Below are 24,992 nucleotides of genomic sequence, written 5' to 3'. Positions count from 1 at the left end.
AACGACGTCATGCAACCGGGTCATCGCCCACGGCGTCGGCCCATGACACAGAGAGGGGAAGCAGCATGCCTCCCAAGAAGAAGGTCGCCGGTCTCATCAAGCTCCAGATCCAGGCCGGGGCCGCGAACCCCGCCCCGCCGATCGGCCCCGCGCTGGGTCAGCACGGCGTGAACATCATGGAGTTCTGCAAGGCCTACAACGCGGCCACCGAGTCGCAGCGCGGCAACGTCGTGCCGGTGGAGATCACGGTCTACGAGGACCGCTCCTTCACCTTCATCACGAAGACCCCGCCGGCCGCGGAGCTCATCAAGAAGGCTGCCGGCGTGGCCAAGGGCTCGGCGACCCCGCACACGACCAAGGTCGCGCAGCTCACGCAGGACCAGGTCCGCGAGATCGCCGAGACCAAGATGCCGGACATCAACGCGAACGACATCGAGGCCGCGAAGAAGATCATCGCCGGCACCGCCCGCTCCATGGGCATCACCGTCGCGGAGTGACGGAGCGCAGGCGGAGGGAGGACGAGCGCAGCGAGTCCTACCGAAGCCGGAGCGCAGTTGCTCCGCGAGGACAAGCCTCTGGAGTGACGGAGCGCAGGCGGAGGGAGGACGAGCGCAGCGAGTCCTACCGAAGCCGGAGCGCAGTTGCTCCGCGACAGCAGGAATCGTCGCGGAGTGGCACCCCAAGACCCGACGACAGTCGTCGGGCACGTGGGAGGGTCCGCGCAGACCCGTCGACCACGACTGCAGAAGGAGAACGCAGATGGCACAGCGCAGCAAGGCGTACCGCGCCGCCGCGGCGAAGATCGACCGCGACAACCTGTACACGCCTCTCGAGGCCGTGAAGCTGGCGAAGGAGTCCGCCACGTCGAAGGCGGACGCGACCCTCGAGGTCGTCTTCCGGCTCGGTGTCGACCCCCGCAAGGCGGACCAGCTGGTCCGTGGCACCGTCAACCTGCCGCACGGCACGGGCAAGACGGCTCGCGTGATCGTGTTCGCCAACGGCCCGAAGGCCGAGGAGGCCATCGCCGCGGGCGCCGACGAGGTCGGCGGCGACGAGCTGATCACCAAGGTGGCCGGTGGCTACACCGACTTCGACGCGGCCGTCGCCACGCCGGACCTCATGGGCAAGGTCGGTCGTCTGGGCAAGGTGCTGGGCCCCCGCGGTCTCATGCCGAACCCGAAGACCGGCACCGTCACCATGGACGTCACCAAGGCCGTGTCCGACATCAAGGGCGGCAAGATCGAGTTCCGCGTCGACAAGCACGCGAACCTCCACTTCATCATCGGCAAGGCCTCGTTCTCCGAGGAGCAGCTGGTGGAGAACTACGGCGCCGCGCTCGACGAGGTCCTGCGTCTGAAGCCGTCGTCCTCGAAGGGCCGCTACATCACCAAGGCGACGCTCGCGACGACGTTCGGCCCGGGCATCCCGCTCGACCAGTCGCGCACCACGCGTCTGCTGGAGAGCTGAGCACCGCTTCCGCGCACCGACGGCCCGGCACCCTCCTCGCGAGGGTGCCGGGCCGTCGTCGTCCCCGGACCCGTGGCGGGCCGCCGACCCGTCGGATCTCCCGACCGATGTATCAGGGAGCCGGGGCCGCCCTCCCTACTTCGCGACAGAGCTGATCGTGCGGAGGGTGAAATCTCATGGGTGGACCCGGGGCGCGCCGCGAGGCGCACCGTGCCGCCCTAGGCTCGTGGCAGACCGTCGAGGCATCCGCCTCGGACCACGAGGTCGTGCGAGGAGAGATGACGAGCCCCCCCGAGACGGAGAGCCTGGGTGACCGCGCCGCGGCAGCCCTCGTCGGGTATCGCGAGGGCCGCAGCGAGGCGATGAGCGAGTTCGTCCGTGAGGCGACGCCGGTGCTGTGGCGGGCCGTGCGCGCCCAGGGTGTCTCGCGCGAGACGGCCGACGACGTCGTCCAGCAGACCTGGGCCGCGCTCGTCGGGCACGCCGAGACGATCGCGGAGCCGCGGGCGACGCTCAAGTGGCTGCTCGTGACCGCCCGTCGCGCCGCGTGGGAAGCGGTGCGCAAGGGGCGTGCCGACGAGCAGCGGCGTGCGGACCTCCCGGACGACGTGGCGGAGACCGCGACGGTGCTGCCCGACCCTGCTCCAGGCCCGGAGGCCGAGGTCCTGCGCGACGAGCGGGACCGGCTGCTGTGGAGGGCGCTGGGCGAGCTGCCGGACCGGTGCCAGGAGCTGCTGCGACTGGTCTCCCTCGCCGACCGGCCGGACTACCGGTCCATCTCCGCCGCGATCGGCATGCCGGTGGGGAGCATCGGCGCCACCCGGGGGCGGTGCCTCGCCAAGCTGCGGGCCGTCCTCACCGAGCAGGGGGAGACCTTGTGGACATGACCTACTCCGACGACGTGCCGGGCGCCGACCAGCCGCTGGACGCGTCCGACGCCGCCCTCCTCGCCAGGGTCGCCGAGCTCGACGACCGCGTCGACCCGGTACCGGAGGGCCTCGTGGAGCGGTCGCGCTTCGCCATGACGCTGGCGGGCCTGGAGTCGGAGGTCATGGATCTCATGGTCCTCGAGGCGCCCGCCGGGACCGTGCGCAGCGACGCGCCGCCGCTGGAGACCCGCACCATCACCTTCACGCACGAGCGGCTGACTGTCATGATCGCGCTGTCTCCCGGCGACGCGCCGCGGACCGTGCGCGTCGACGGCTGGCTCGCCCCCGCGGAGACCCTGACGATCGTCCTGCGCCGTCCGGACGGTGACCACACCACCACGGCGGACGACGACGGCCGGTTCGTCCTGGAGGACGTCCCGCGGGGGCTGGCCAGCCTGCTCGTCGAGCAGGACGACCTCCCCATCACGACGCCTGTCATCGAGCTGTAGACCCGAGCACCCTGTCTGACCTGCGGGCGCGAGCGTGCCCGACACCGAGGAGGAGCACGTGAGCGAGACGACCATCGCCGACGCCGCCGGAGGCCGCCGCCCTGTGCGTCATCTGGACCCGGACCGGGTCCGCCGGAGCCCGGGCGCCTCGCGGGTCGCGGAGACCACCTACGTCGCGGACCGGCTCATCGTGCGCGGCGCCCCACCGGCGGGTCTGCGGGGGCAGCTCGCCGAGGCGGTGCCGGCGCTCGTCGCGGGGGGCGGGAACGCACAGGCTGCTCTGGACACGTGGACCGAGGACGACGAGCCGCAGACCTGGATCGACGGGGTGCGACGTATCGCCACGCAGATGGGCTACCGGGTCGTCTACGACGGCACGCTGGGCGACCTCGCGGTCGACGACGTCGACGACGAGTCGTTCGGGTACGCGCTGCGCCTGGTCCCGCTGCGCGACGACGACGTCGAGGTGGACGCCTGGCAGGTCCTCGAGCGGATCGCCGGCGAGCTCGGTGAGCTGGACGCTCGCGACGACGGTGACGAGGGGGAGGAACGGACCCCGCGCGTAGGCCTCGATCACGTGATGCGGGCGCAGCGCGCCCGGTCCACGCCGATGCCCTTCGTCCCCGTCGCTCGTGCTCGAAGCACCCCGCTGCCGTACAGCGCCGTCGACGAGTACGGGCGTCCCGGGACGGGCGGACTGACGCCTGTGCGCTATCTCGGCGGTGCACCGCGTCGTGAGCTCGCCGACGGTCCGACGCCGTGGGTGGCCGCGGACGGCACACGGAGGCCGGTCGTGGCGATCGTCGACACCGGGATCGGGTCGCACCCCTGGTTCGGCGAGTACGACCCGCACGATCCCCAGGACAGCCCGGTCGTCGTGCGGACCGCGTCCCTCGACGGTCGGCCGGTGGGGCTGTTCCCCGTGTCCCGGTTCGACTCCGAGGACGCGGAGTTCGGCGGCCTCGGTGTCGACCCGCTGACGGGGCCGCTGGACCCGGTGGCAGGGCACGGCACCTTCATGGCCGGGGTCGTCCACCAGGTCTGCCCGGACGCGGTGCTCATGGCCGTGCGTGCGTTCGGAGGCTCGGGGGACATCCCGGAGTGGCAGGTGCTCCACACCCTGTGGAGGTTGCTGCGCTACCACCGGCGAGGACTGGCCGGCAGGGACGGCTACCACCAGGTCGACGTCGTGGTGCTGGCGATGGGCTACTACCACGAGCAGCCGGTGGACTACGGGTACGACGGACCTCTGCGGAGGGTGCTGCGCGAGCTGCGCCGTGCCGGGGTCGTCGTGGTCACCGCGGCTGGCAACGACGGGACCACCAGGCCCCTGTTCCCTGCCGCGTGGGCACCTCACCTGGAGCACCGGGAGGGCGGCCCGGTCCCGGTCGACGACCTCCAGCTCTCGTCGACGTACCCGCCCCTCCTGGTCGCCGGGGCCACCAACCCGGACGGCACGATCGCGGTCTTCAGCAACGACGGACCGTGGGTCACGTGCGTCCGGCCGGGGGCCGCCGTCGTCTCCACGATGCCGACGACGTTGGACGGGCCGGAGACCCCGGAGGCCCGAGTGGCCGAGCGGCTGAGGCCCGGGGTCCGGGCGTCGGTCGACCCGGACGACTTCACCGGGGGGTACGCCACGTGGAGCGGGACGTCGTTCGCGGCGCCGTACCTGGCAGCCCAGGTCGCCGCGGCACGTCTGGGACGGCCGCGGACCGACAGGGCTCTCGCGTCGGCGACGTGGGATGCTGTCGCGCAGGCGACGGGCCTCGGTCCTGTCGGGAGCAGCGCGTCCGGCTAGGAGGAGGCAGGGATCGACAAGGCGGCGTACGACTCGCGGCTCCGGGAGGCCCAAGAGCTCAACGCGGCCTCGCATGTCCGACGGGCCTCGCGTGCCTACCAGGCTCTCCTGCGCGACGTCCTGCCGCTGGAGGCATCGATCCACGGCGACTGGGTCGTCGAGATGCGTGTCCGCGCACTGATCGGTGAGGCGTCGTGCGTCTACGGGCTGACCGGCGACCTGGCCGGTGCCCGGCGGCTCGTGGACGAGGCGCTGACCACCGCAGCACAGGTGCCCGAGCTGGCTGCTGTCGCGCACGCCCAGGACGGGCTCCTGCTGCTGAGGTCCGGAGACGCCGTCGCGGCGGCGCGCACCTTCGACCGCGCACTGTCGACCGCCGATCCGGAGAACCACCGGGACCTCGCGGTGGTGCACATCAACCGGGGGGCCGCGGCAAGTGAGATGGGTGATCTCGACGCGGACCTCCGCCACCACGAGCTGGCGCTGCACCACGCGCGTCGCGCCGGGCACGACCTGTACGCGGCTTTCGCGCTCTTCAACCTGGGCTTCGGGAACTACCTCCGAGGTGACATCCCCGCGGCCCTGAGGCAGATGGAGGAGGCGGCGGCGCTCCAGCCCGGCGGGCCTGACGGCTGGTCGGAGGTGGGCCGTGCGGCGGTCCTGCTCGATGCGGGACTTATCACCGATGCGGAGAAGGTGCTGGCGGGCGCGGTCGACCTGCTGACGTCGGAGGACCTGACCGGGGAGCGGGGCGACGCCGCGCTCGGCCGGGCACAGTGCGCGATCCTGCTGAGTCGGTACGACGAGGCCGTCCGGTGGGCCGACAGGTCTCGCCGGGCGTTCCTCCGGGTCAGGAACGAGGCCTGGGCGCTGCGCGCGACAGCGGTCGGTCTCGAGGCGCAGCTGGCGGCGGACCGGGACGGGGGTCGCTCCCGCCGTGCGACCCGGCGTGCTCGTCGGGAACGGTCGTTGGCGCTCGCGGGTGATGCCGAACGTCGCGGTCGGGGTGCGGGCGCCGTCGTCGCGGTGACGGGCCGTCTGCTCGCTGTCGAGTGGTCCCTGCTGGCCGGGGACGTCGGCCGTGCCGGAGAGGTCGCCAGGACTCTGCCTCCGCGCCTGAGTGCCGACAACCCGCTCCCGCTGCGGGTGCACCACCAGTCCGTCCTGGCGCAGGTGGCCTTCGCGCGGGGCGACCGACGTGCCGGGTTGCGTGCGGTGCGCCGTGGGCTGGAGATCCTGGCCGACCACCGGGCGCGCGTCGGGTCGGTCGAGGCGGTGGCCGCGGCGGCGGCGCACGGGGGCCGCCTCGCACGGGTGGACGTGGAGGCGGCGCTCGCCACCGGGCGGGCCCGAGCCGTGTTCGACGCCACCGAACGAGGCCGTGCGGCGTTCGCAGGGGCGGCCCGGGTGCGTCCGCCCGAGGACCCCGAGCTCGCCGACCTCCTGACCCGTGCCCGGCAGGCGGGCGAGGAGGCCCGTGAGCTGGTCGCCGGTCCCGACGTCGCCGACCGGGAGCTCGGTGCCCGGCGTGAGGTCGAGTCGCGCAAGCTCCAGGAACGTGCCCGACGCCGGTCCTGGCAGCTCGCCGGCGCGGGCGAGGGGATGCCGACGGCGGCGACGGCGACGGCGGTGATCGACCGGCTCCGGCGCGGCGCGCCCGATGCCGTGCTCGTCTCCTACCTGCTCACCGACCGTGTGACGGCGCTCCGCGTCGCGCCCGACGGCGTTCGGTCGTCCGAGCTGTGCCCTGCCGCCGACGTGCTCGAGCTGGCCCGCCGTGTGCGCCAGGACGTCCAGGTCCTGGCGAACCGGCTCATCCCGGTGCCGTTGCGGGAGATCGCGGCCGCGTCCGCGCGACGTTCCCTCGCGCGGATCGACGAGATGCTCCTCGAACCGCTCGGCCTGCCGGGGACGCTGCACGTCGCGGCCCGGGGCCCGCTGCTGGGGATCCCCTGGGCAGCGCTGCCGTCCCGGGCCGGACGCGCCACCTGGGTCAACTCGTGGGTCGACCTCGTCCCCGTGAGCAGGCCTGCCGGCCCGGACCGTGCGGTGGTCGTCGCCGGTCCGGGACTCGTGGCCGCGGAGGAGGAGGCGCGGCTGGTGGCCGGGGTGTGGGACGACGTCCAGCTGCTCACCGGGCTCGGCGCCACCTGCGCGGCCACGACGGCGGCGTGGGTGGGTGCGGGGGTGGTCCATCTCGCCGCCCACGGGACGCACGAGCCGGACAACCCGTTGTTCTCCTCCGTGCGGCTCGCGGACGGTGCCCTGTACGCGCACGAGCTGGACGGCGCGAACCTGCGGGGGGCCGTGGTCGTCCTCTCGGCGTGCGAGGTGGGCCGGTCCTCGTCGCGCGTGGGCGGGGAGCCGCTGGGGCTGACGAGCGTCCTGCTGCGGCTCGGCGCCCGCGCGGTCGTCGCGGCGGTCGCGCCGCTGCGTGACGACGTCGCGGCCCGGGTGGTGCACCGGCTGCACGTCGGGCTGCGGGAAGGCCGGGACCCCGCCTCCGCCCTGGCGCACGCCGTCGGGCCGGAGCCCGAGCCGGTACCGCTCGTCTGCTTCGGGCCCCTGTGACGCGTGCCTCCCTGCTCGGCGTACCGTTCCGCCGTCGTCGTCGTGTAAGGTTCTCGGGTAACCCAAGACCGCCGGTCGTCAGATGCTGCCCGGAGATTGCTCCGAACGGTTGAAGACCGAAGTCCCGCGAAGAGCGGGGGCCTGCGCAGGTGACACGACGACGAACCACAGCCCTGCTGTGTGCTCCGAGCCCCGTGCGCCTGCGCCGGGGCTCGTTCTCTTTCCCGGGGTGACCGGTGGCTCCACCACCGGAAGGATTGCCATGGCGAGGCCGGACAAGGCAGCCGCCGTCGCGGAGATCGCGGACAAGCTCCGTGAGACCAACGCGGCCGTGCTGACCGAGTACCGCGGGCTCACCGTCACGCAGCTCCAGGAGCTGCGGCGGTCGCTGCGCGGCAACGCAACCTACGCCGTGGTGAAGAACACGCTGACCACGATCGCGGCCAAGGAGGCGGGTGTCGAGGGTCTCGACGCCGACCTCAAGGGCCCCTCTGCGATCGCGTTCGTGACCGGGGACCCGGTCGAGGCCGCCAAGGGCCTGCGTGACTTCGCCAAGGCGAACCCTGCACTGGTCATCAAGGGCGGTGTCCTCGACGGGAACCCGCTGACCGCTGCGGAGATCACGAAGCTCGCGGACCTCGAGTCCCGCGAGGTTCTCCTGGCCAAGGTGGCTGGTGGGCTGAAGGCCACGCTGACGCGTGCTGCCTACGCCTTCTCCGCCAAGCCGACCCAGGTCGCCCGAGTCATCGATGCCCTGCGTCAGAAGCAGGACTCGGAGGGCGTCGCCGCCTGACCTGGCGGACGCCCTGACACCCCCAACCCCTGCTTCTGGCGGGCCGTCCGGCCTGCGAAGCGCTGATTGAAAGGAACGCCACATCATGGCGAAGCTCAGCACCGACGAGCTCCTGTCCGCCTTCGAGGAGCTCACCCTCATCGAGCTCTCCGAGTTCGTGAAGGCCTTCGAGGAGAAGTTCGACGTCACCGCCGCCGCTCCGGTCGCCGTGGCTGCCGCGGGCGCCCCCGCCGGTGGCGGCGAGGCCGAGGCCGCCGAGGAGCAGACCGAGTTCGACGTCATCCTCGAGTCGGCCGGCGACAAGAAGATCCAGGTCATCAAGGAGGTGCGCGCGCTCACGTCCCTCGGTCTCAAGGAGGCCAAGGACCTGGTCGACGGCGCGCCGAAGCCGGTCGTCGAGGGCGTCGACAAGGACGCCGCGGAGAAGGCCAAGGAGGCGCTCGAGGGCGCCGGCGCCACCGTCACCCTCAAGTGAGCGTCGCGGCCTGAGCCGCACTCACGGTGACGCGCGGCGACCCCGGTCGTCGCGTCCCGCCGCACGAAGGCCCGTCCCCTCCGGGGGCGGGCCTTCGTCGTGCTCCCGTGAGGGACCTGTGAGGGGCCGGGGGAGTGTGAGCAACGGCTCCGCCGTGGAGGTGGCGACGGGGGCGGACCGGCGGTAACGTCGGCAGGTACCGTTTCTTGGGCGGCATATGGCGGCCACCGAGACAACGTCCTCACGACCCACGAAGCCGAGGACGTCTGCTCGCGCGCCCACGCGGGTGGACTTGCTCCACGGTTTCGGTTACGCTAGCGCTTTGCGCTCGCCTGTGCCCAGACGCCCCTCCCGCCGATGACGTCCCGCTCGCTGAGACCACCGTGGTCACCCTCGGATGGCTCGTGGAGCGGTCCCTCTCGCCGCGGCTCGGCGCCCCGTCGCAGGACCGAGCGTACAGCGTGCCATCGAACTGCAGGGAAGGACCCCTCTTGGCTGCCTCGCGCACCCCTTCTGCTCCGTCCGCCGACGCTATCGCGAACCGCACCGCCTCCCGCCGCGTCTCCTTCGCCCGAATCCACGAGCCGCTCCAGGCGCCCGACCTGCTCGGGCTCCAGGTCGAGAGCTTCGACTGGCTCCTGGGGAACGAGTCCTGGCAGGCCCGGGTCGAGGCCGCGGTCGAGGCCGGTCGTCACGACGTCCCGGACGCCTCCGGGCTGGAGGAGATCTTCGAGGAGATCTCCCCGATCGAGGACTTCGGCCAGTCGATGTCCCTCTCCTTCTCCAACCACCGCTTCGAGCCGCCGAAGTACACGGTGGACGAGTGCAAGGAGAAGGACTTCACGTACGCGGCGCCGCTGTTCGTCACGGCCGAGTTCGTCAACTACACCACCGGTGAGATCAAGAGCCAGACGGTGTTCATGGGCGACTTCCCGCTCATGACCGACCGCGGCACGTTCGTCATCAACGGCACCGAGCGCGTCGTCGTCTCGCAGCTCGTCCGTTCCCCGGGCGTCTACTTCGAGCGGACGCCGGACAAGACGAGCGACAAGGACGTCTACTCGGCGAAGATCATCCCGTCGCGCGGTGCGTGGCTCGAGTTCGAGATCGACAAGCGCGACGCCGTCGGCGTGCGTGTCGACCGCAAGCGCAAGCAGCCCGTCACCGTGCTGCTCAAGGCCCTGGGCCTCACCGAGTCGGAGATCCGCGAGGAGTTCGCGGACTTCCCGACGATCCTCGACACGCTCGAGAAGGACCACGTCCACACCCAGGACGAGGCCCTGGTCGACCTGTACCGCAAGATCCGTCCGGGCGAGCCGCCGACGGTCGAGGCGGGCCGCGCCCTCGTCGAGAACTTCTACTTCAACCCCAAGCGCTACGACCTGGCGAAGGTCGGCCGCTACAAGATGAACAAGAAGGTCGGCGTCTCGGCCGAGCTCAGCGAGAGCACGCTGTCGGTGACCGACGTGGTCGCCACCATCAAGTACCTCGCTGCGCTGCACGCCGACAAGAGCAGCATCGACGGCACCCGCGACGGCGAGCCGTACGAGGTGCGCGTCGAGACCGACGACATCGACCACTTCGGCAACCGCCGCATCCGGGCCGTGGGCGAGCTCATCCAGAACCAGGTGCGCACGGGTCTGTCCCGCATGGAGCGCGTGGTCCGCGAGCGCATGACGACGCAGGACGTCGAGGCGATCACCCCGCAGACGCTGATCAACATCCGCCCCGTGGTGGCGTCGATCCGCGAGTTCTTCGGCACCTCGCAGCTCTCGCAGTTCATGGACCAGAACAACCCGCTCGCCGGTCTGACGCACAAGCGGCGTCTCTCCGCGCTGGGTCCGGGTGGTCTGTCCCGCGACCGCGCCGGCATGGAGGTCCGCGACGTCCACCCGTCGCACTACGGCCGCATGTGCCCGATCGAGACCCCCGAGGGCCCGAACATCGGTCTGATCGGCTCGCTGGCGTCGTTCGGTCGCATCAACCCGTTCGGCTTCATCGAGACCCCGTACCGCAAGGTCGTCGCCGGCCGCGTCACGGACGAGGTCGTCTACCTCACCGCCGACGACGAGGACCGTCACGTCATCGCCCAGGCGAACACGACCCTCAACGAGGACGGCTCCTTCGCGCTCGACCGCGTCCTGGTCCGGACGAAGGGCGGCGAGACGGACGACGTCCTCGCCTCCGACGTCGACTACATGGACGTGTCCCCGCGCCAGATGGTGTCCGTGGCGACCGCGCTCATCCCGTTCCTGGAGCACGACGACGCCAACCGCGCCCTCATGGGTGCCAACATGCAGCGTCAGGCCGTGCCGCTGGTGCGTTCCGAGGCGCCGCTGGTCGGTACCGGCATGGAGCGCCGTGCCGCCGTCGACGCCGGCGACGTGATCGTCGCGTCGAAGCCCGGTGTGGTCACGCAGGTCTCGGCCGACCTCATCACGGTCGCCAACGACGACGCGACCACCACGACGTACCGCGTGGCGAAGTTCCGCCGCTCGAACCAGGGCACGAGCTACAACCAGCGCGTGCTGGTCGACGCCGGTCAGCGGGTCGAGGTGGGCTCGGTGCTCGCCGACGGTCCGGCGACCGACGAGGGTGACCTCGCGCTCGGCCGCAACCTGCTCGTGGCGTTCATGTCGTGGGAGGGCCACAACTACGAGGACGCGATCATCCTGTCGCAGCGCCTCGTGGAGGACGACGTGCTGTCCTCGATCCACATCGAGGAGCACGAGGTCGACGCGCGCGACACCAAGCTGGGCCCCGAGGAGATCACGCGGGACATCCCGAACGTCTCCGAGGACGTCCTGGCCGACCTCGACGAGCGCGGCATCATCCGCATCGGCGCCGAGGTCGGTGCCGGTGACGTGCTGGTCGGCAAGGTGACCCCGAAGGGTGAGACCGAGCTGACCCCGGAGGAGCGCCTGCTGCGCGCCATCTTCGGTGAGAAGGCCCGCGAGGTCCGCGACACCTCTCTCAAGGTGCCGCACGGCGAGTCCGGGACGGTCATCGGTGTGCGCGAGTTCAACCGGGAGGACGGCGACGAGCTGCCCGCCGGCGTGAACCAGCTCGTGCGGGTCTACATCGCCAACCGCCGCAAGATCACGGTCGGCGACAAGCTGGCCGGCCGTCACGGCAACAAGGGCGTCATCTCCAAGATCCTGCCGCAGGAGGACATGCCGTTCCTTCCCGACGGCACCCCCGTGGACATCGTGCTCAACCCGCTCGGTGTGCCCGGCCGGATGAACGTCGGTCAGGTGCTGGAGACCCACCTCGGGTGGGTCGCCAGCCGTGGGTGGGACGTCGAGCTCGCCGAGGGCGACGACCTCCAGTGGCGCGAGAAGCTGCCGGAGCACGCCAAGCGCTCGGAGCCGGGTGTCCCGGTGGCGACGCCGGTGTTCGACGGCCTGGAGGAGGACGCCCTGCGCGGCCTGATCTCCACGACGTTGCCGAACCGCGACGGCGACCGCATGGTCGGCCTCGACGGCAAGGCGCCGCTCTTCGACGGCCGCTCCGGCGAGCCGTTCCCGGACCCGGTCGCGGTCGGCTACATGTACATCCTCAAGCTGCACCACCTGGTCGACGACAAGATCCACGCCCGGTCGACCGGTCCGTACTCGATGATCACCCAGCAGCCGCTCGGTGGTAAGGCGCAGTTCGGTGGTCAGCGGTTCGGCGAGATGGAGGTGTGGGCGCTCGAGGCGTACGGAGCGGCGTACACGCTCCAGGAGCTGCTCACGATCAAGTCCGACGACATCCCCGGCCGCGTCAAGGTGTACGAGGCGATCGTCAAGGGCGAGAACATCCCCGACTCGGGCATCCCGGAGTCCTTCAAGGTGCTCCTCAAGGAGATGCAGTCGCTCTGCCTGAACGTCGAGGTGCTCTCGAGCGACGGCTCCCAGATCGAGATGAAGGAGTCGGACGACGAGGTGTACCGCGCCGCGGAGGAGCTCGGCATCGACCTCTCGCGCCGGCCGAACTCCGCCACCACGGTCGACGAGATCTGATCCCAGCGACGAGCTGACTTAGACCACATCTGCTGCATCAGGAAGTAGGACATCTTGCTCGACGTCAACGTCTTCGACGAGCTGCGTATCGGTCTGGCCAGGGCCGACGACATCCGTGCCTGGTCGCACGGCGAGGTGAAGAAGCCCGAGACCATCAACTACCGCACCCTCAAGCCGGAGAAGGACGGGCTCTTCTGCGAGAAGATCTTCGGCCCCACCCGTGACTGGGAGTGCTACTGCGGCAAGTACAAGCGGGTGCGCTTCAAGGGCATCATCTGCGAGCGCTGCGGTGTCGAGGTCACCCGCTCCAAGGTCCGCCGTGAGCGCATGGGCCACATCGAGCTCGCCGCCCCGGTGACGCACATCTGGTTCTTCAAGGGTGTGCCGTCCCGCCTGGGCTACCTGCTCGACCTCGCGCCCAAGGACCTGGAGAAGGTCATCTACTTCGCGGCCTACATGATCACGTGGGTCGACGACGAGGCGCGCCAGGAAGACCTCCCCAACCTCCAGAACGAGATCGACCTGGAGAAGAAGGAGATCACCGACCGGCGCGACAACGACATCAACGCCCGCGCCCAGAAGCTCGAGGCCGACCTGGCCGAGCTCGAGGCCGAGGGTGCCAAGGCCGACGCGCGCCGCAAGGTCCGCGACTCGGCCGAGCGCGAGATGGCGCAGCTGCGCAAGCGCTCGGACGCCGAGCTCGACCGCCTGGAGCAGGTCTGGGACCGGTTCAAGAACCTCAAGGTCGCCGACCTCGAGGGCGACGAGATGCTGTACCGCCAGCTCGTCGACCGGTACGGCACGTACTTCGAGGGCTCGATGGGCGCCGCGGCGATCCAGAAGCGCCTCGAGAGCTTCGACCTGGAGGCCGAGGCGGAGACGCTCCGTGAGCTCATCCGCACCGGCAAGGGCCAGCGCAAGACCCGTGCCCTGAAGCGGCTCAAGGTCGTCAACGCGTTCCTGACGACGACGAACTCGCCGTCGGCCATGGTGCTCGACGCCGTGCCGGTCATCCCGCCGGACCTGCGCCCGATGGTGCAGCTCGACGGTGGCCGCTTCGCGACGTCCGACCTCAACGACCTGTACCGCCGCGTCATCAACCGCAACAACCGCCTCAAGCGGCTGCTCGACCTCGGCGCGCCGGAGATCATCGTCAACAACGAGAAGCGGATGCTGCAGGAGGCCGTCGACTCGCTGTTCGACAACGGCCGCCGCGGTCGTCCGGTCACCGGGCCGGGCAACCGTCCGCTGAAGTCGATCTCCGACATGCTCAAGGGCAAGCAGGGCCGGTTCCGCCAGAACCTGCTGGGCAAGCGCGTCGACTACTCGGGCCGCTCGGTCATCGTGGTCGGTCCGCAGCTCAAGCTGCACCAGTGCGGTCTGCCCAAGCAGATGGCGCTCGAGCTGTTCAAGCCGTTCGTCATGAAGCGGCTCGTGGAGCTCAACCACGCCCAGAACATCAAGTCGGCCAAGCGCATGGTCGAGCGCACCCGTCCCGTCGTGTGGGACGTGCTCGAGGAGGTCATCACCGAGCACCCGGTGCTCCTCAACCGTGCACCCACGCTGCACCGTCTGGGCATCCAGGCCTTCGAGCCGCAGCTCGTCGAGGGCAAGGCGATCCACCTGCACCCGCTCGTGTGCGGCGCGTTCAACGCCGACTTCGACGGTGACCAGATGGCCGTCCACCTGCCCCTGAGCGCGGAGGCGCAGGCCGAGGCCCGCATCCTCATGCTCTCGAGCAACAACATCCTCAAGCCGTCGGACGGCCGTCCGGTCACCATGCCCTCCCAGGACATGATCATCGGTCTGCACCACCTCACGGCGGACCGCCCCGGGGCGAAGGGCGAGGGCCGTGTGTTCTCGTCCCAGGCCGAGGCGATCATGGCGTTCGACCGGGGTCAGCTCGACATCAACGCCACGATCAAGGTGCGGATGTCGGACCTCGTGCCGCCGCTGCGCGGCTTCGAGGCCCCGGAGGGCTGGGAGCCCGGGCAGACGCTGCTGTTCGAGACGACCCTCGGGCGCACGCTCTTCAACGAGGCGCTGCCCGTCGACTACCCGTTCCAGAACGAGATCGTCGGCAAGAAGGAGCTCTCGGCGATCGTCAACGACCTGGCGGAGCGCTACCCGAAGGTCGACGTGGCGACGGCGCTCGACGCGCTGAAGGACGCCGGCTACCGGTGGGCCACCCGCTCGGGCGTCACGATCTCGATCACCGACGTCGCGATGCCGGCGGAGAAGGACGAGATCCTCGACGAGCACGAGGCGCGCGCGCTCAAGGTGCAGGGCCAGTACGAGAAGGGCCTGATCACCGACGACGAGCGGCGTCAGGAGCTCATCGAGATCTGGACCCAGGCGACCGACAAGATCGCCGCCGTCATGCGCCACCACCTCGAGAACGACGAGCGGAACACCCTGTACCGCATGGTCTCCTCGGGTGCCCGTGGTAACTGGATGCAGGTGCGTCAGATCGCCGGTATGCGCGGCCTCGTGGCGAACCCGAAGGGCGAGATCATCCCGCGCCCGATCAAGTCCAACTACCGTGAGGGCCTGTCCGTCCTCGAGTACTTCATCGCCTCCCACGGTGCCCGCAAGGGCCTCGCGGACACGGCGCTGCGTACCGCGGACTCGGGCTACCTGACCCGACGGCTGGTCGACGTCTCGCAGGACGTCATCATCCGCGAGGAGGACTGCGGCACGGAGCGAGGTCTGCCCCTGCCGGTGGCCGAGCGGATCGGCGACCAGCTGCTGCCGCACCCCCGTGTCGAGACCTCGATCTACTCGCGGACCTTCGCCACGGACGTCGTGGCGGAGGACGGCACGGTCATCGCCGAGGCCGGCTCCGACGCGGGCGACATCATCATCGGCAAGGTGCTCGACGCCGGGATCGAGGAGGTCAAGGTCCGTTCGGTCCTGACCTGCGAGTCCCGCGTCGGTACCTGCGCGAAGTGCTACGGCCGGTCGCTGGCCACGGGCAAGCTCGTGGACATCGGCGAGGCCGTGGGCATCATCGCGGCACAGTCGATCGGTGAGCCGGGCACGCAGCTGACGATGCGTACCTTCCACACCGGTGGTGTCGCCTCCGCGGAGGACATCACGCAGGGTCTGCCGCGTGTCACCGAGCTCTTCGAGGCCCGTACCCCGAAGGGTGAGGCGCCCATCGCGGAGTACACCGGTCGGGTCACGATCGAGGACACCGAGCGCACGCGTCACCTCGTGCTCACGCCGGACGACGGCGGCGAGGAGATCCGCTACCCCGTCACCAAGCGTGCGCGCCTGCTGATCGCGGACGGCGACCACGTCGCCGTCGGGACCCAGATGGTCCAGGGTGCGGTCGACCCCAAGAAGGTCCTGCGCATCCTCGGCCCCCGGGCCACGCAGAAGCAGCTCGTGGACGCCGTGCAGGACACGTACCGCTCGCAGGGCGTGGACATCCACGACAAGCACATCGAGGTCATCGTGCGGCAGATGCTGCGTCGCGTGACCGTGCTGGACGCCGGGGACGCCGCGCTGCTGCCGGGTGAGCTCGCCGAGCGCACCCGCTTCGAGGACGCGAACCGCAAGGCCGTGGCGGAGGGTGGCCAGCCGGCTGCCGGCCGTCCGGAGCTGATGGGTATCACGAAGGCCTCGCTCGCCACCGACTCGTGGCTCTCGGCCGCCTCCTTCCAGGAGACGACCCGGGTGCTCACCGAGGCGGCGATGAGCGGTCGTCGGGACCCGCTGCTGGGCCTCAAGGAGAACGTCATCATCGGTAAGCTCATCCCCGCCGGCACGGGTCTGCCCCGCTACCGGAACATCGAGGTGGAGCCGACCGAGCAGGCCAAGGCGGAGCTCTACCCGAGCTTCGGCTACGACGAGATCGACTTCCCGACCCTGGGCATGGGTTCGGGCGAGGCGATCCCGCTGGAGGACCTGGACTTCGGCGACTTCCGCTGATTCCTGTGCGGCGCGGGGAGGCCCGCTGTCGTTCCGGTCGCGTTCACGCGCCCCTGGGGGCGCTCCACTTCGGGAATGCGCACGACCGGAACGACGGCAGGCCTCCCCGCGCCGTCGTCGTTCTCTCCTGAGGGTCGCGGGGACGACGGCGCAGGCCGCTCGGGTGCATCGGTGCGGGTCGGGGGCGGTCGCCGGGCGGGGCGACCGACGTCACAGCAGGGCCGTCGTCTCGCCCTTTGACCCCGCTTGTTTCCGCGGGTAGCCTAGGAAGCCGTGCCCGTGCCGTCGCGCCGTGCATCCCGCTGGTCGTCCGAGCGTTGCTTCCGAGCATCGCTCGGGAGAGCCGCCGGAGGCGCCGCCGATGCGTGCACGAGCATCCCGGATGACTGCTCGGACCGTTCGTGAGGACGGGGGAGCGGACCCGGGCCATCGAGCCGGTGGTAAGTGGCGTTGCGGTCCGTGAGGATCGCGGGTGCCGCCTGCGATCGGCACGCACAAGCCAGACAGACCACCGTCGAGGGCCACGAGGCCCTCGTGAGCTCGAGAGACGACGGAGACGTAGTGCCTACGATCCAGCAGCTCGTCCGCAAGGGCCGGACCTCGAAGGCCGGGAAGTCCAAGACCCCGGCCCTCAAGGGTTCCCCCCAGCGGCGCGGCGTGTGCACCCGTGTGTACACCACCACCCCCAAGAAGCCGAACTCGGCGCTCCGCAAGGTCGCGCGTGTGAAGCTCTCCTCCGGCATCGAGGTCACGGCCTACATCCCCGGTGTCGGCCACAACCTCCAGGAGCACTCGATCGTGCTCGTGCGCGGCGGCCGTGTGAAGGACCTTCCCGGTGTCCGCTACAAGATCGTGCGCGGCGCGCTCGACACCCAGGGTGTCAAGGGCCGTCAGCAGGCGCGTTCCCGGTACGGCGCGAAGAAGGAGAAGGCCTGATGCCTCGCAAGGGTCCGGCCCCCAAGCGGCCGCTCATCGTCGACCCCGTCTACGGGTCGCCCGTCGTCACGCAGCTGATCAACAAGGTCCTGCTCGACGGCAAGAAGTCCACCGCCGAGTCGATCGTCTACGGCGCCCTCGAGGGTGTCCGCGACAAGACCGACCAGGACCCGGTCGTCGTCCTCAAGCGTGCGCTCGAGAACGTCCGTCCGGCCCTCGAGGTCCGCTCCCGCCGTGTCGGTGGTGCGACCTACCAGGTTCCGGTCGAGGTCCGTCCCTCGCGGTCGACCACGCTCGCGCTGCGCTGGCTCACCGACTTCTCGCGCGCCCGTCGTGAGAAGACGATGACCGAGCGGCTCATGAACGAGATCCTCGACGCCTCGAACGGCCTCGGTGCCGCGGTCAAGCGCCGCGAGGACATGCACAAGATGGCCGAGTCCAACAAGGCCTTCGCGCACTACCGCTGGTGATGCGCACGGACGACCTCGGGAGCTCCCCGGGGTCGTCCGCGGATCTGGAGCCGGCAGAGGCCGGGTCTCCGCACCGGTTCCCGACGTCCCACTGACCCGAGGGGTAAGACACCGTGGCACTCGACGTGCTGACCGACCTGAAGAAGGTCCGCAACATCGGCATCATGGCCCACATCGATGCCGGCAAGACCACCACCACCGAGCGCATCCTGTACTACACGGGTGTCAACTACAAGATCGGTGAGACGCACGACGGTGCGTCGACGATGGACTGGATGGAGCAGGAGCAGGAGCGCGGCATCACGATCACGTCCGCCGCGACGACCTGCTACTGGGGCGACAACCAGATCAACATCATCGACACCCCGGGGCACGTGGACTTCACCGTCGAGGTGGAGCGCTCGCTCCGTGTCCTCGACGGTGCCGTCGCCGTGTTCGACGGCAAGGAGGGCGTCGAGCCCCAGTCGGAGACCGTGTGGCGCCAGGCCGACAAGTACGACGTGCCGCGCATCTGCTTCGTCAACAAGATGGACAAGCTCGGTGCCGACTTCTACTTCACGGTCAAGACGATCGTCGAGCGCCTCAAGGCGAAGCCGCTGGTCATCCAGCTGCCGATCGGTGCCGAGAACGACTTCACCGGCGTCGTCGACCTGCTGCAGATGAAGGCGCTGGTCTGGCACGGCGAGACCAAGCTCGGCGAGACCTACGACGTCGAGGAGATCCCCGCCGACCTCCAGGCCAAGGCCGAGGAGTACCGCAACGAGCTCATCGAGGCCGTCGCGGAGTCGGACGAGGAGCTGCTCGAGAAGTACCTCGGCGGCGAAGAGCTGACGATCGACGAGATCAAGGGCGGCATCCGCAAGCTCGTCGTCAACTCCGAGGCCTTCCCGGTCCTCTGCGGCTCGGCGTTCAAGAACAAGGGCGTGCAGCCCATGCTCGACGCCGTGATCGACTACCTGCCCTCGCCGCTCGACGTCCCGCCCGTCCAGGGTCACGACGCCAAGGACGAGGAGAAGATCATCGAGCGTCACTCCGACGCCTCGGAGCCCTTCTCCGCGCTGGCGTTCAAGGTCGCCTCGCACCCGTTCTTCGGCAAGCTCACCTACGTCCGGGTGTACTCGGGCAAGGTCGAGCAGGGCGCCCAGGTCTACAACACGACCAAGGGCAAGAAGGAGCGCATCGGGAAGCTCTTCCAGATGCACTCCAACAAGGAGAACCCGGTCCCCGAGGCACAGGCCGGCCACATCTACGCGTTCATCGGGCTCAAGGACACCACCACCGGTGACACCCTGAGCGCGTCGGACTCCCAGGTCATCCTCGAGTCGATGACCTTCCCGGAGCCGGTGATCGACGTGGCCATCGAGCCGAAGACCAAGGCGGACCAGGAGAAGCTCTCCACGGCGATCCAGAAGCTCGCCGAGGAGGACCCGACGTTCCGCGTCAAGCTGGACGAGGAGACCGGCCAGACCGTCATCGGCGGAATGGGCGAGCTCCACCTCGACATCCTCGTCGACCGCATGAAGCGGGAGTTCAAGGTCGAGGCCAACGTCGGCAAGCCGCAGGTCGCGTACCGCGAGACGATCCGTCGCAAGGCGGAGAAGATCGACTACACGCACAAGAAGCAGACCGGTGGCTCGGGTCAGTTCGCGAAGGTCCAGGTGACCTTCGAGCCGCTGGAGACCACGGAGGGCGAGCTCTACGAGTTCGCCAACGCGGTCACCGGTGGACGGATCCCGCGTGAGTACATCCCGTCGGTGGACGCCGGTATCCAGGCGGCCATGCAGCAGGGTGTGCTGGCCGGCTTCCCGGTGGTCGGCGTCAAGGCCACGCTCCTCGACGGTGCGTACCACGACGTCGACTCCTCGGAGATGGCGTTCAAGATCGCCGGCTCCATGGTGTTCAAGGAGGGCGTCCGCCGTGCCGACCCGGTGCTGCTGGAGCCCCTCATGGCTGTCGAGGTGCGGACGCCCGAGGAGTACATGGGCGACGTCATCGGCGACATCAACTCGCGGCGTGGACTGATCCAGTCCATGGAGGATGCCACGGGCGTCAAGGTCGTGCGCGCCCAGGTACCGTTGAGCGAGATGTTCGGGTACATCGGGGACCTGCGTTCCAAGACGCAGGGCCGCGCCGTGTACTCGATGCAGTTCGACAGCTACGGCGAGGTTCCCAAGGCCGTGGCTGACGAGATCATCAAGAAGACCCGGGGCGAGTGAGTCCCCACAGGTCGAACACCTGCACAACCATCAACCTGTAGGAAACCGCAACGCCCCGAGGGTTAGGCTTGATCGGCCGACACTCGCAACGTTCGGAACATCTACCCAAGTCCCAGGAGGACCCCAGTGGCTAAGGCCAAGTTCGAGCGGACCAAGCCGCACGTCAACATCGGCACCATCGGTCACGTCGACCACGGTAAGACGACGCTGACGGCCGCGATCTCGAAGACGCTCGCCGAGACGTACCCCGACCTCCCGTCGAACACGCTGAAGAACTTCGACGAGATCGACGCCGCGCCGGAGGAGAAGCAGCGCGGTATCACGATCAACATCGCGCACATCGAGTACGAGACGCCGAACCGTCACTACGCTCACGTGGACGCGCCGGGTCACGCCGACTACATCAAGAACATGATCACCGGTGCGGCGCAGATGGACGGCGCCATCCTGGTGGTCGCCGCGACGGACGGCCCGATGGCCCAGACGCGCGAGCACGTCCTCCTGGCCCGCCAGGTCGGCGTCCCCTACCTGCTCGTGGCGCTGAACAAGTCCGACATGGTCGAGGACGAGGAGCTCCTCGAGCTCGTCGAGATGGAGGTCCGCGAGCTGCTGTCGTCGCAGGAGTTCGACGGCGACAACGCTCCGGTCGTGCGCGTCTCCGGCCTCAAGGCCCTCGAGGGTGACCCCGAGTGGACCAAGAAGGTCCTGGAGCTCATGGAGGCCGTGGACGAGAACGTCCCCGAGCCCGTCCGCGAGCTCGACAAGCCGTTCCTCATGCCGATCGAGGACGTCTTCACGATCACCGGTCGTGGCACGGTCGTCACCGGCAAGGTGGCGCGTGGCACGCTCGACATCAACTCCGAGGTCGAGATCGTCGGTATCCGTTCGCCGCAGAAGACCACGGTCACCGGTATCGAGACGTTCCACAAGCAGATGGACCAGGCGCAGGCCGGCGACAACACCGGTCTCCTGCTGCGTGGTCTCAAGCGCGAGGACGTCGAGCGCGGTCAGGTCGTCGTGAAGCCGGGTTCGATCACCCCGCACACGAACTTCGAGGCGCAGGTCTACATCCTGGGCAAGGACGAGGGTGGCCGCCACAACCCGTTCTACTCGAACTACCGTCCGCAGTTCTACTTCCGGACCACGGACGTCACCGGCGTCATCACGCTGCCCGAGGGCACCGAGATGGTCATGCCCGGCGACAACACCGACATGTCGGTCGAGCTGATCCAGCCGATCGCCATGGAGGAGGGCCTCGGCTTCGCCATCCGTGAGGGTGGCCGCACGGTCGGCTCCGGCCGTGTCACCAAGATCATCAAGTGATCTGCTGATCGCTCGATGATCCTGGGGAGCTGAGCTCCACCGGTTCTCTGCCCGAGGCCCGGACCCCCTGCGGGGCCGGGCCTCGGGTGCGTCCGGGGTCACACCCGGAACGACTTGGCCTCCTGCCTCTTCGTATGGCAAGATGGTCAAGTTGCCTGTCACGGGCGCGTTCTTTCTCGTGTCGAACAGTGTGTAGCACCGCGGTGCACGCCCCGGCCTTCTGGCCGCCGGCGGCGCCTGGAGCGGCCCCTCCTTCGAGGGGTTCGTGGGGATGCCTGCTGTCGATACGCGGAACGCCCCACGAGACACACGTCTCGACAGGCTGGACATACGTCGTGGTCCGCGCAGCGGTCCACAATCAACGGCCCCGCCGCCGATCAGGTGTGCGCTCGAGCATGTCGCACTAGCGACACGCCCGAGCGCGGGGGTCGGACAGTAGCGGTTCGAGAGAGAGAGTCAGACGACGCCATGGCGGGACAGAAGATCCGCATCCGGCTCAAGTCCTACGACCACGAGGTCATCGACAGCTCGGCGCGCAAGATCGTCGACACGGTGACGCGCGCTGGTGCGACGGTCGTGGGTCCGGTGCCGCTGCCGACGGAGAAGAACGTCTTCACCGTCATCCGGTCGCCTCACAAGTACAAGGACAGCCGTGAGCACTTCGAGATGCGCACGCACAAGCGCCTGATCGACATCATCGATCCCACGCCGAAGGCGGTCGACTCGCTCATGCGCATCGACCTGCCGGCTGACGTGAACATCGAGATCAAGCTCTGAGGCTGGAAGAGATCATGACCAACCAGCAGAAGAACATGACCGCGGTGCTCGGCACCAAGCTCGGCATGACGCAGACCTGGGACGACGCGGGCAAGCTCGTTCCCGTCACCGTCGTCGCCGTCCCCACGAACGTGGTGACGCAGGTCCGTGCCGCGGAGTCCGACGGCTACGCGGCCGTCCAGCTCGCCGCCGGGCAGATCGACCCGCGCAAGGTCACGAAGCCGCTCAAGGGCCACTTCGAGAAGGCCGGCGTCACGCCGCGCCGTCACGTCGTCGAGGTCCGTACCGACAACGCCGGTGAGTACACGACCGGCCAGGAGATCACCGCCGAGGCCTTCGAGGCCGGCGTCGTGGTCGACGTCGTCGGAACCACCAAGGGCAAGGGCACCGCCGGTGTGATGAAGCGTCACGGCTTCTCCGGCGTGGGCGCCTCGCACGGTGCGCACCGCAACCACCGCAAGCCGGGTTCGATCGGCGGCGCCTCCACGCCCTCGCGCGTGTTCAAGGGCATGCGGATGGCCGGTCGCATGGGCCACGCCCGCAAGACCGTCCAGAACCTGACCGTCCACGCGGTCGACGCGGAGAAGGGCCTGCTGCTCGTCAAGGGCGCGGTCCCGGGCCCCAAGGGCGGCATCGTCCTCGTCCGTACCGCCGCGAAGGGAGCCTGAGACAGATGGCTAACCTGAACGTCGACGTGCTCGACGCCACCGGCAAGAAGTCCGGCACCGCCGAGCTGCCCGCCGAGGTCTTCGACGTCGCCACGAACGTCCCGCTGATCCACCAGGTGGTCGTCGCCCAGCGTGCCGCGGCGCGCCAGGGCACGGCATCCACCAAGACCCGCGGCGAGGTCCGCGGCGGTGGCCGCAAGCCGTACAAGCAGAAGGGCACCGGTCGCGCCCGTCAGGGTTCGACCCGCGCCCCGCAGTTCGCCGGCGGTGGCACGGTCCACGGGCCGCAGCCGCGCAGCTACGACCAGCGGACCCCGAAGAAGATGAAGGCGGCCGCCCTGCGCGGCGCGCTGTCGGACCGCGCTCGCGCCGGTCGTGTGCACGTGGTGTCGGGCTTCGGCATCGACGGCGTGCCCTCGACCAAGACGGCCGTCAGCACGCTCGCCACGCTGACCGACCGCCGGCACGTGCTGGTCGTCACCGAGCGTTCGGACGAGCTGACCATCAAGTCGCTCCGCAACGTCGAGCAGGTCCACCTGCTGACGGCGGACCAGCTCAACACCTACGACGTGCTCGTCTCCGACGACGTCGTCTTCACCTCGGGCGCGCTCGACGCGTTCCTGGCGGGCCCGTCCACGGGCAAGTCGGTGAAGGCCGTCGCTTCCGAGTCCGAGGCCGAGGCTGCGTCCGAGAAGGAGGCCACCAAGTGACCGCCGTGACGAAGGACCCGCGCGACATCCTGATCGCGCCGGTCGTCTCCGAGAAGTCCTACAACCTCCTCGACGAGGGCAAGTACACCTTCGTCGTGGACCCGGACGCCAACAAGACCGAGATCAAGATCGCGGTCGAGCAGGTCTTCGGTGTCAAGGTCGCCTCGGTGAACACGATCAACCGCAAGGGCAAGACGCGTCGTACGCGTTACGGCCTGGGCAAGCGCAAGGACACGAAGCGTGCGATCGTCACCCTCCGCGAGGGTTCGATCGACATCTTCGGCGGTCCGGTCGGCTGAGCCGGACGAGAGCAGATCGAGGACAACTTCCATGGGAATCCGTAAGCACAAGCCGACGACGCCCGGCCGCCGTGGCTCGAGCGTTGCCGACTTCGTCGAGATCACGCGCTCCGCGCCGGAGAAGTCGCTGGTTCGTCCGCTGTCGAAGACCGGCGGCCGCAACAACTCCGGCCGGATCACGACCCGCCACAAGGGTGGTGGCCACAAGCGCGCCTACCGAGTGATCGACTTCCGTCGTCACGACAAGGACGGCGTGCCGGCCAAGGTCGCGCACATCGAGTACGACCCGAACCGCACGGCGCGCATCGCGCTGCTGCACTACGCGGACGGCACGAAGCGCTACATCGTGGCGCCGAACAAGCTGTCGCAGGGCGACACCGTCGAGGCCGGTCCCGGCGCCGACATCAAGCCCGGCAACAACCTGCCGCTGCGCAACATCCCGACGGGTACGGTCATCCACGCCGTCGAGCTCCGCCCTGGTGGCGGCGCGAAGATCGCCCGTTCAGCGGGCGCCTCCGTGCAGCTCGTCGCGAAGGACGGCCCGTACGCCCAGCTGCGCATGCCGTCCGGCGAGATCCGCAACGTCGACCTCCGCTGCCGCGGCACGGTCGGCGAGGTCGGGAACGCCGAGCAGTCGAACATCAACTGGGGCAAGGCCGGCCGCAACCGGTGGAAGGGCATCCGCCCGACCGTCCGCGGTGTCGTCATGAACCCGGTCGACCACCCCCACGGTGGTGGTGAGGGCAAGACCTCCGGTGGTCGCCACCCGGTCAGCCCGTGGGGCCAGCCCGAGGGCCGGACCCGCCGCCCGAACAAGTCGAGCGATCGGATGATCGTCCGCCGTCGCCGCACCGGCAAGAAGCGCTGATAGGAGCCTGACAGATGCCTCGTAGCCTGAAGAAGGGCCCCTTCGTCGACGACCACCTCCAGAAGAAGGTGGACGCGCAGAACGAGAAGGGGACCAAGAACGTCATCAAGACCTGGTCCCGCCGGTCGGTCATCACGCCCGACTTCCTCGGCCACACCTTCGCCGTGCACGACGGGCGCAAGCACACCCCGGTCTTCGTGACCGAGGCCATGGTGGGCCACAAGCTCGGCGAGTTCGCTCCCACGCGGACCTTCCGCGGCCACGTGAAGGACGACAAGAAGGGCCGCCGCCGCTGAGCGG

At 69.5% G+C, this 24,992-nt stretch carries 20 protein-coding genes; all 20 read left to right on the top strand.

The genetic code is table 11. The features are described 5' to 3' along the window. Positions 1-65: 65 nt before the first annotated feature. The 20 genes from rplK to rpsS all read left to right on the top strand — a co-directional run bounded on the left by rplK (position 66) and on the right by rpsS (position 24,988). Positions 66-497: a 50S ribosomal protein L11 gene (rplK, locus tag AC3RJ8_RS13725; RefSeq protein ID WP_489713132.1), complete on the top strand. Its 432-nt coding sequence runs from the start codon at positions 66-68 to the stop codon at positions 495-497. 262 nt (positions 498-759) lie between these two features. Next, entirely contained in the window at positions 760-1,467 is a 708-nt protein-coding gene (gene rplA, locus AC3RJ8_RS13720; protein ID WP_407318984.1) for a 50S ribosomal protein L1, read from the top strand. Between the two features lie 278 nt (positions 1,468-1,745). Continuing rightward, positions 1,746-2,354, top strand: a complete 609-nt coding sequence (locus AC3RJ8_RS13715) for an RNA polymerase sigma factor (protein WP_489713131.1) — start codon at positions 1,746-1,748, stop codon at positions 2,352-2,354. Further along, positions 2,351-2,845, top strand: a complete 495-nt coding sequence (locus AC3RJ8_RS13710; RefSeq protein ID WP_489713130.1) for a hypothetical protein — start codon at positions 2,351-2,353, stop codon at positions 2,843-2,845. The genes AC3RJ8_RS13715 and AC3RJ8_RS13710 overlap by 4 nt, the downstream gene beginning before the upstream one ends. Positions 2,846-2,903: 58 nt before the next feature. Next, positions 2,904-4,646 (top strand): S8 family peptidase, encoded by a 1,743-nt coding sequence (locus AC3RJ8_RS13705; RefSeq protein WP_489713129.1) that lies wholly within the window; start codon positions 2,904-2,906, stop codon positions 4,644-4,646. A gap of 162 nt (positions 4,647-4,808) precedes the next feature. After that, positions 4,809-7,217 (top strand): CHAT domain-containing protein, encoded by a 2,409-nt coding sequence (locus tag AC3RJ8_RS13700; protein WP_489713128.1) that lies wholly within the window; start codon positions 4,809-4,811, stop codon positions 7,215-7,217. Between the two features lie 262 nt (positions 7,218-7,479). Then, positions 7,480-8,010, top strand: a complete 531-nt coding sequence (rplJ, locus tag AC3RJ8_RS13695; protein ID WP_407318979.1) for a 50S ribosomal protein L10 — start codon at positions 7,480-7,482, stop codon at positions 8,008-8,010. A gap of 85 nt (positions 8,011-8,095) precedes the next feature. Then, positions 8,096-8,485 (top strand): 50S ribosomal protein L7/L12, encoded by a 390-nt coding sequence (gene rplL, locus AC3RJ8_RS13690; protein WP_106267330.1) that lies wholly within the window; start codon positions 8,096-8,098, stop codon positions 8,483-8,485. A 491-nt stretch (positions 8,486-8,976) separates the two neighbouring features. Next, on the top strand, positions 8,977-12,489 hold the full coding sequence (rpoB, locus tag AC3RJ8_RS13685; protein ID WP_489713127.1) for a DNA-directed RNA polymerase subunit beta: 3,513 nt from the start codon (positions 8,977-8,979) through the stop codon (positions 12,487-12,489). Positions 12,490-12,543: 54 nt separating this feature from the next. Then, positions 12,544-16,425 (top strand): DNA-directed RNA polymerase subunit beta', encoded by a 3,882-nt coding sequence (locus AC3RJ8_RS13680; RefSeq protein WP_489713126.1) that lies wholly within the window; start codon positions 12,544-12,546, stop codon positions 16,423-16,425. Positions 16,426-16,986: 561 nt separating this feature from the next. Further along, positions 16,987-17,361 (top strand): 30S ribosomal protein S12, encoded by a 375-nt coding sequence (gene rpsL, locus AC3RJ8_RS13675; RefSeq protein WP_106267324.1) that lies wholly within the window; start codon positions 16,987-16,989, stop codon positions 17,359-17,361. After that, positions 17,361-17,831 (top strand): 30S ribosomal protein S7, encoded by a 471-nt coding sequence (gene rpsG, locus AC3RJ8_RS13670; protein WP_407318975.1) that lies wholly within the window; start codon positions 17,361-17,363, stop codon positions 17,829-17,831. Before rpsL ends, rpsG begins: the two co-directional genes overlap by 1 nt. Positions 17,832-17,944: 113 nt before the next feature. Further along, positions 17,945-20,047 (top strand): elongation factor G, encoded by a 2,103-nt coding sequence (gene fusA, locus AC3RJ8_RS13665; protein WP_407318974.1) that lies wholly within the window; start codon positions 17,945-17,947, stop codon positions 20,045-20,047. 126 nt (positions 20,048-20,173) lie between these two features. Continuing rightward, on the top strand, positions 20,174-21,370 hold the full coding sequence (tuf, locus tag AC3RJ8_RS13660) for an elongation factor Tu (RefSeq protein ID WP_407318973.1): 1,197 nt from the start codon (positions 20,174-20,176) through the stop codon (positions 21,368-21,370). 468 nt (positions 21,371-21,838) lie between these two features. Beyond that, the gene (gene rpsJ / locus AC3RJ8_RS13655) at positions 21,839-22,147 is read left to right on the top strand and encodes a 30S ribosomal protein S10 (RefSeq protein ID WP_013837837.1); all 309 of its coding nucleotides are present in this window, start codon (positions 21,839-21,841) and stop codon (positions 22,145-22,147) included. Positions 22,148-22,161: 14 nt separating this feature from the next. Continuing rightward, positions 22,162-22,815 carry a 50S ribosomal protein L3 gene (gene rplC, locus AC3RJ8_RS13650; protein ID WP_407318972.1) on the top strand — a complete coding sequence of 218 codons (654 nt, stop codon included), beginning with the start codon at positions 22,162-22,164 and terminating at the stop codon, positions 22,813-22,815. Between the two features lie 5 nt (positions 22,816-22,820). Continuing rightward, positions 22,821-23,525: a 50S ribosomal protein L4 gene (gene rplD, locus AC3RJ8_RS13645; RefSeq protein WP_489713125.1), complete on the top strand. Its 705-nt coding sequence runs from the start codon at positions 22,821-22,823 to the stop codon at positions 23,523-23,525. Continuing rightward, positions 23,522-23,824: a 50S ribosomal protein L23 gene (gene rplW / locus AC3RJ8_RS13640; RefSeq protein ID WP_106267314.1), complete on the top strand. Its 303-nt coding sequence runs from the start codon at positions 23,522-23,524 to the stop codon at positions 23,822-23,824. Before rplD ends, rplW begins: the two co-directional genes overlap by 4 nt. A gap of 31 nt (positions 23,825-23,855) precedes the next feature. After that, complete coding sequence (rplB, locus tag AC3RJ8_RS13635; protein ID WP_489713124.1) at positions 23,856-24,692, top strand: 50S ribosomal protein L2; 837 nt, start codon at positions 23,856-23,858, stop codon at positions 24,690-24,692. Between the two features lie 14 nt (positions 24,693-24,706). Beyond that, positions 24,707-24,988 (top strand): 30S ribosomal protein S19, encoded by a 282-nt coding sequence (rpsS, locus tag AC3RJ8_RS13630; protein WP_075829208.1) that lies wholly within the window; start codon positions 24,707-24,709, stop codon positions 24,986-24,988. Positions 24,989-24,992: the final 4 nt, after the last annotated feature.

It is taken from the genome of Isoptericola sp. MSGPD8_1_ISO-PGPR-S23-394 (assembly GCF_058072785.1).
This window is presented reverse-complemented; position numbering and strand designations above follow the sequence as displayed.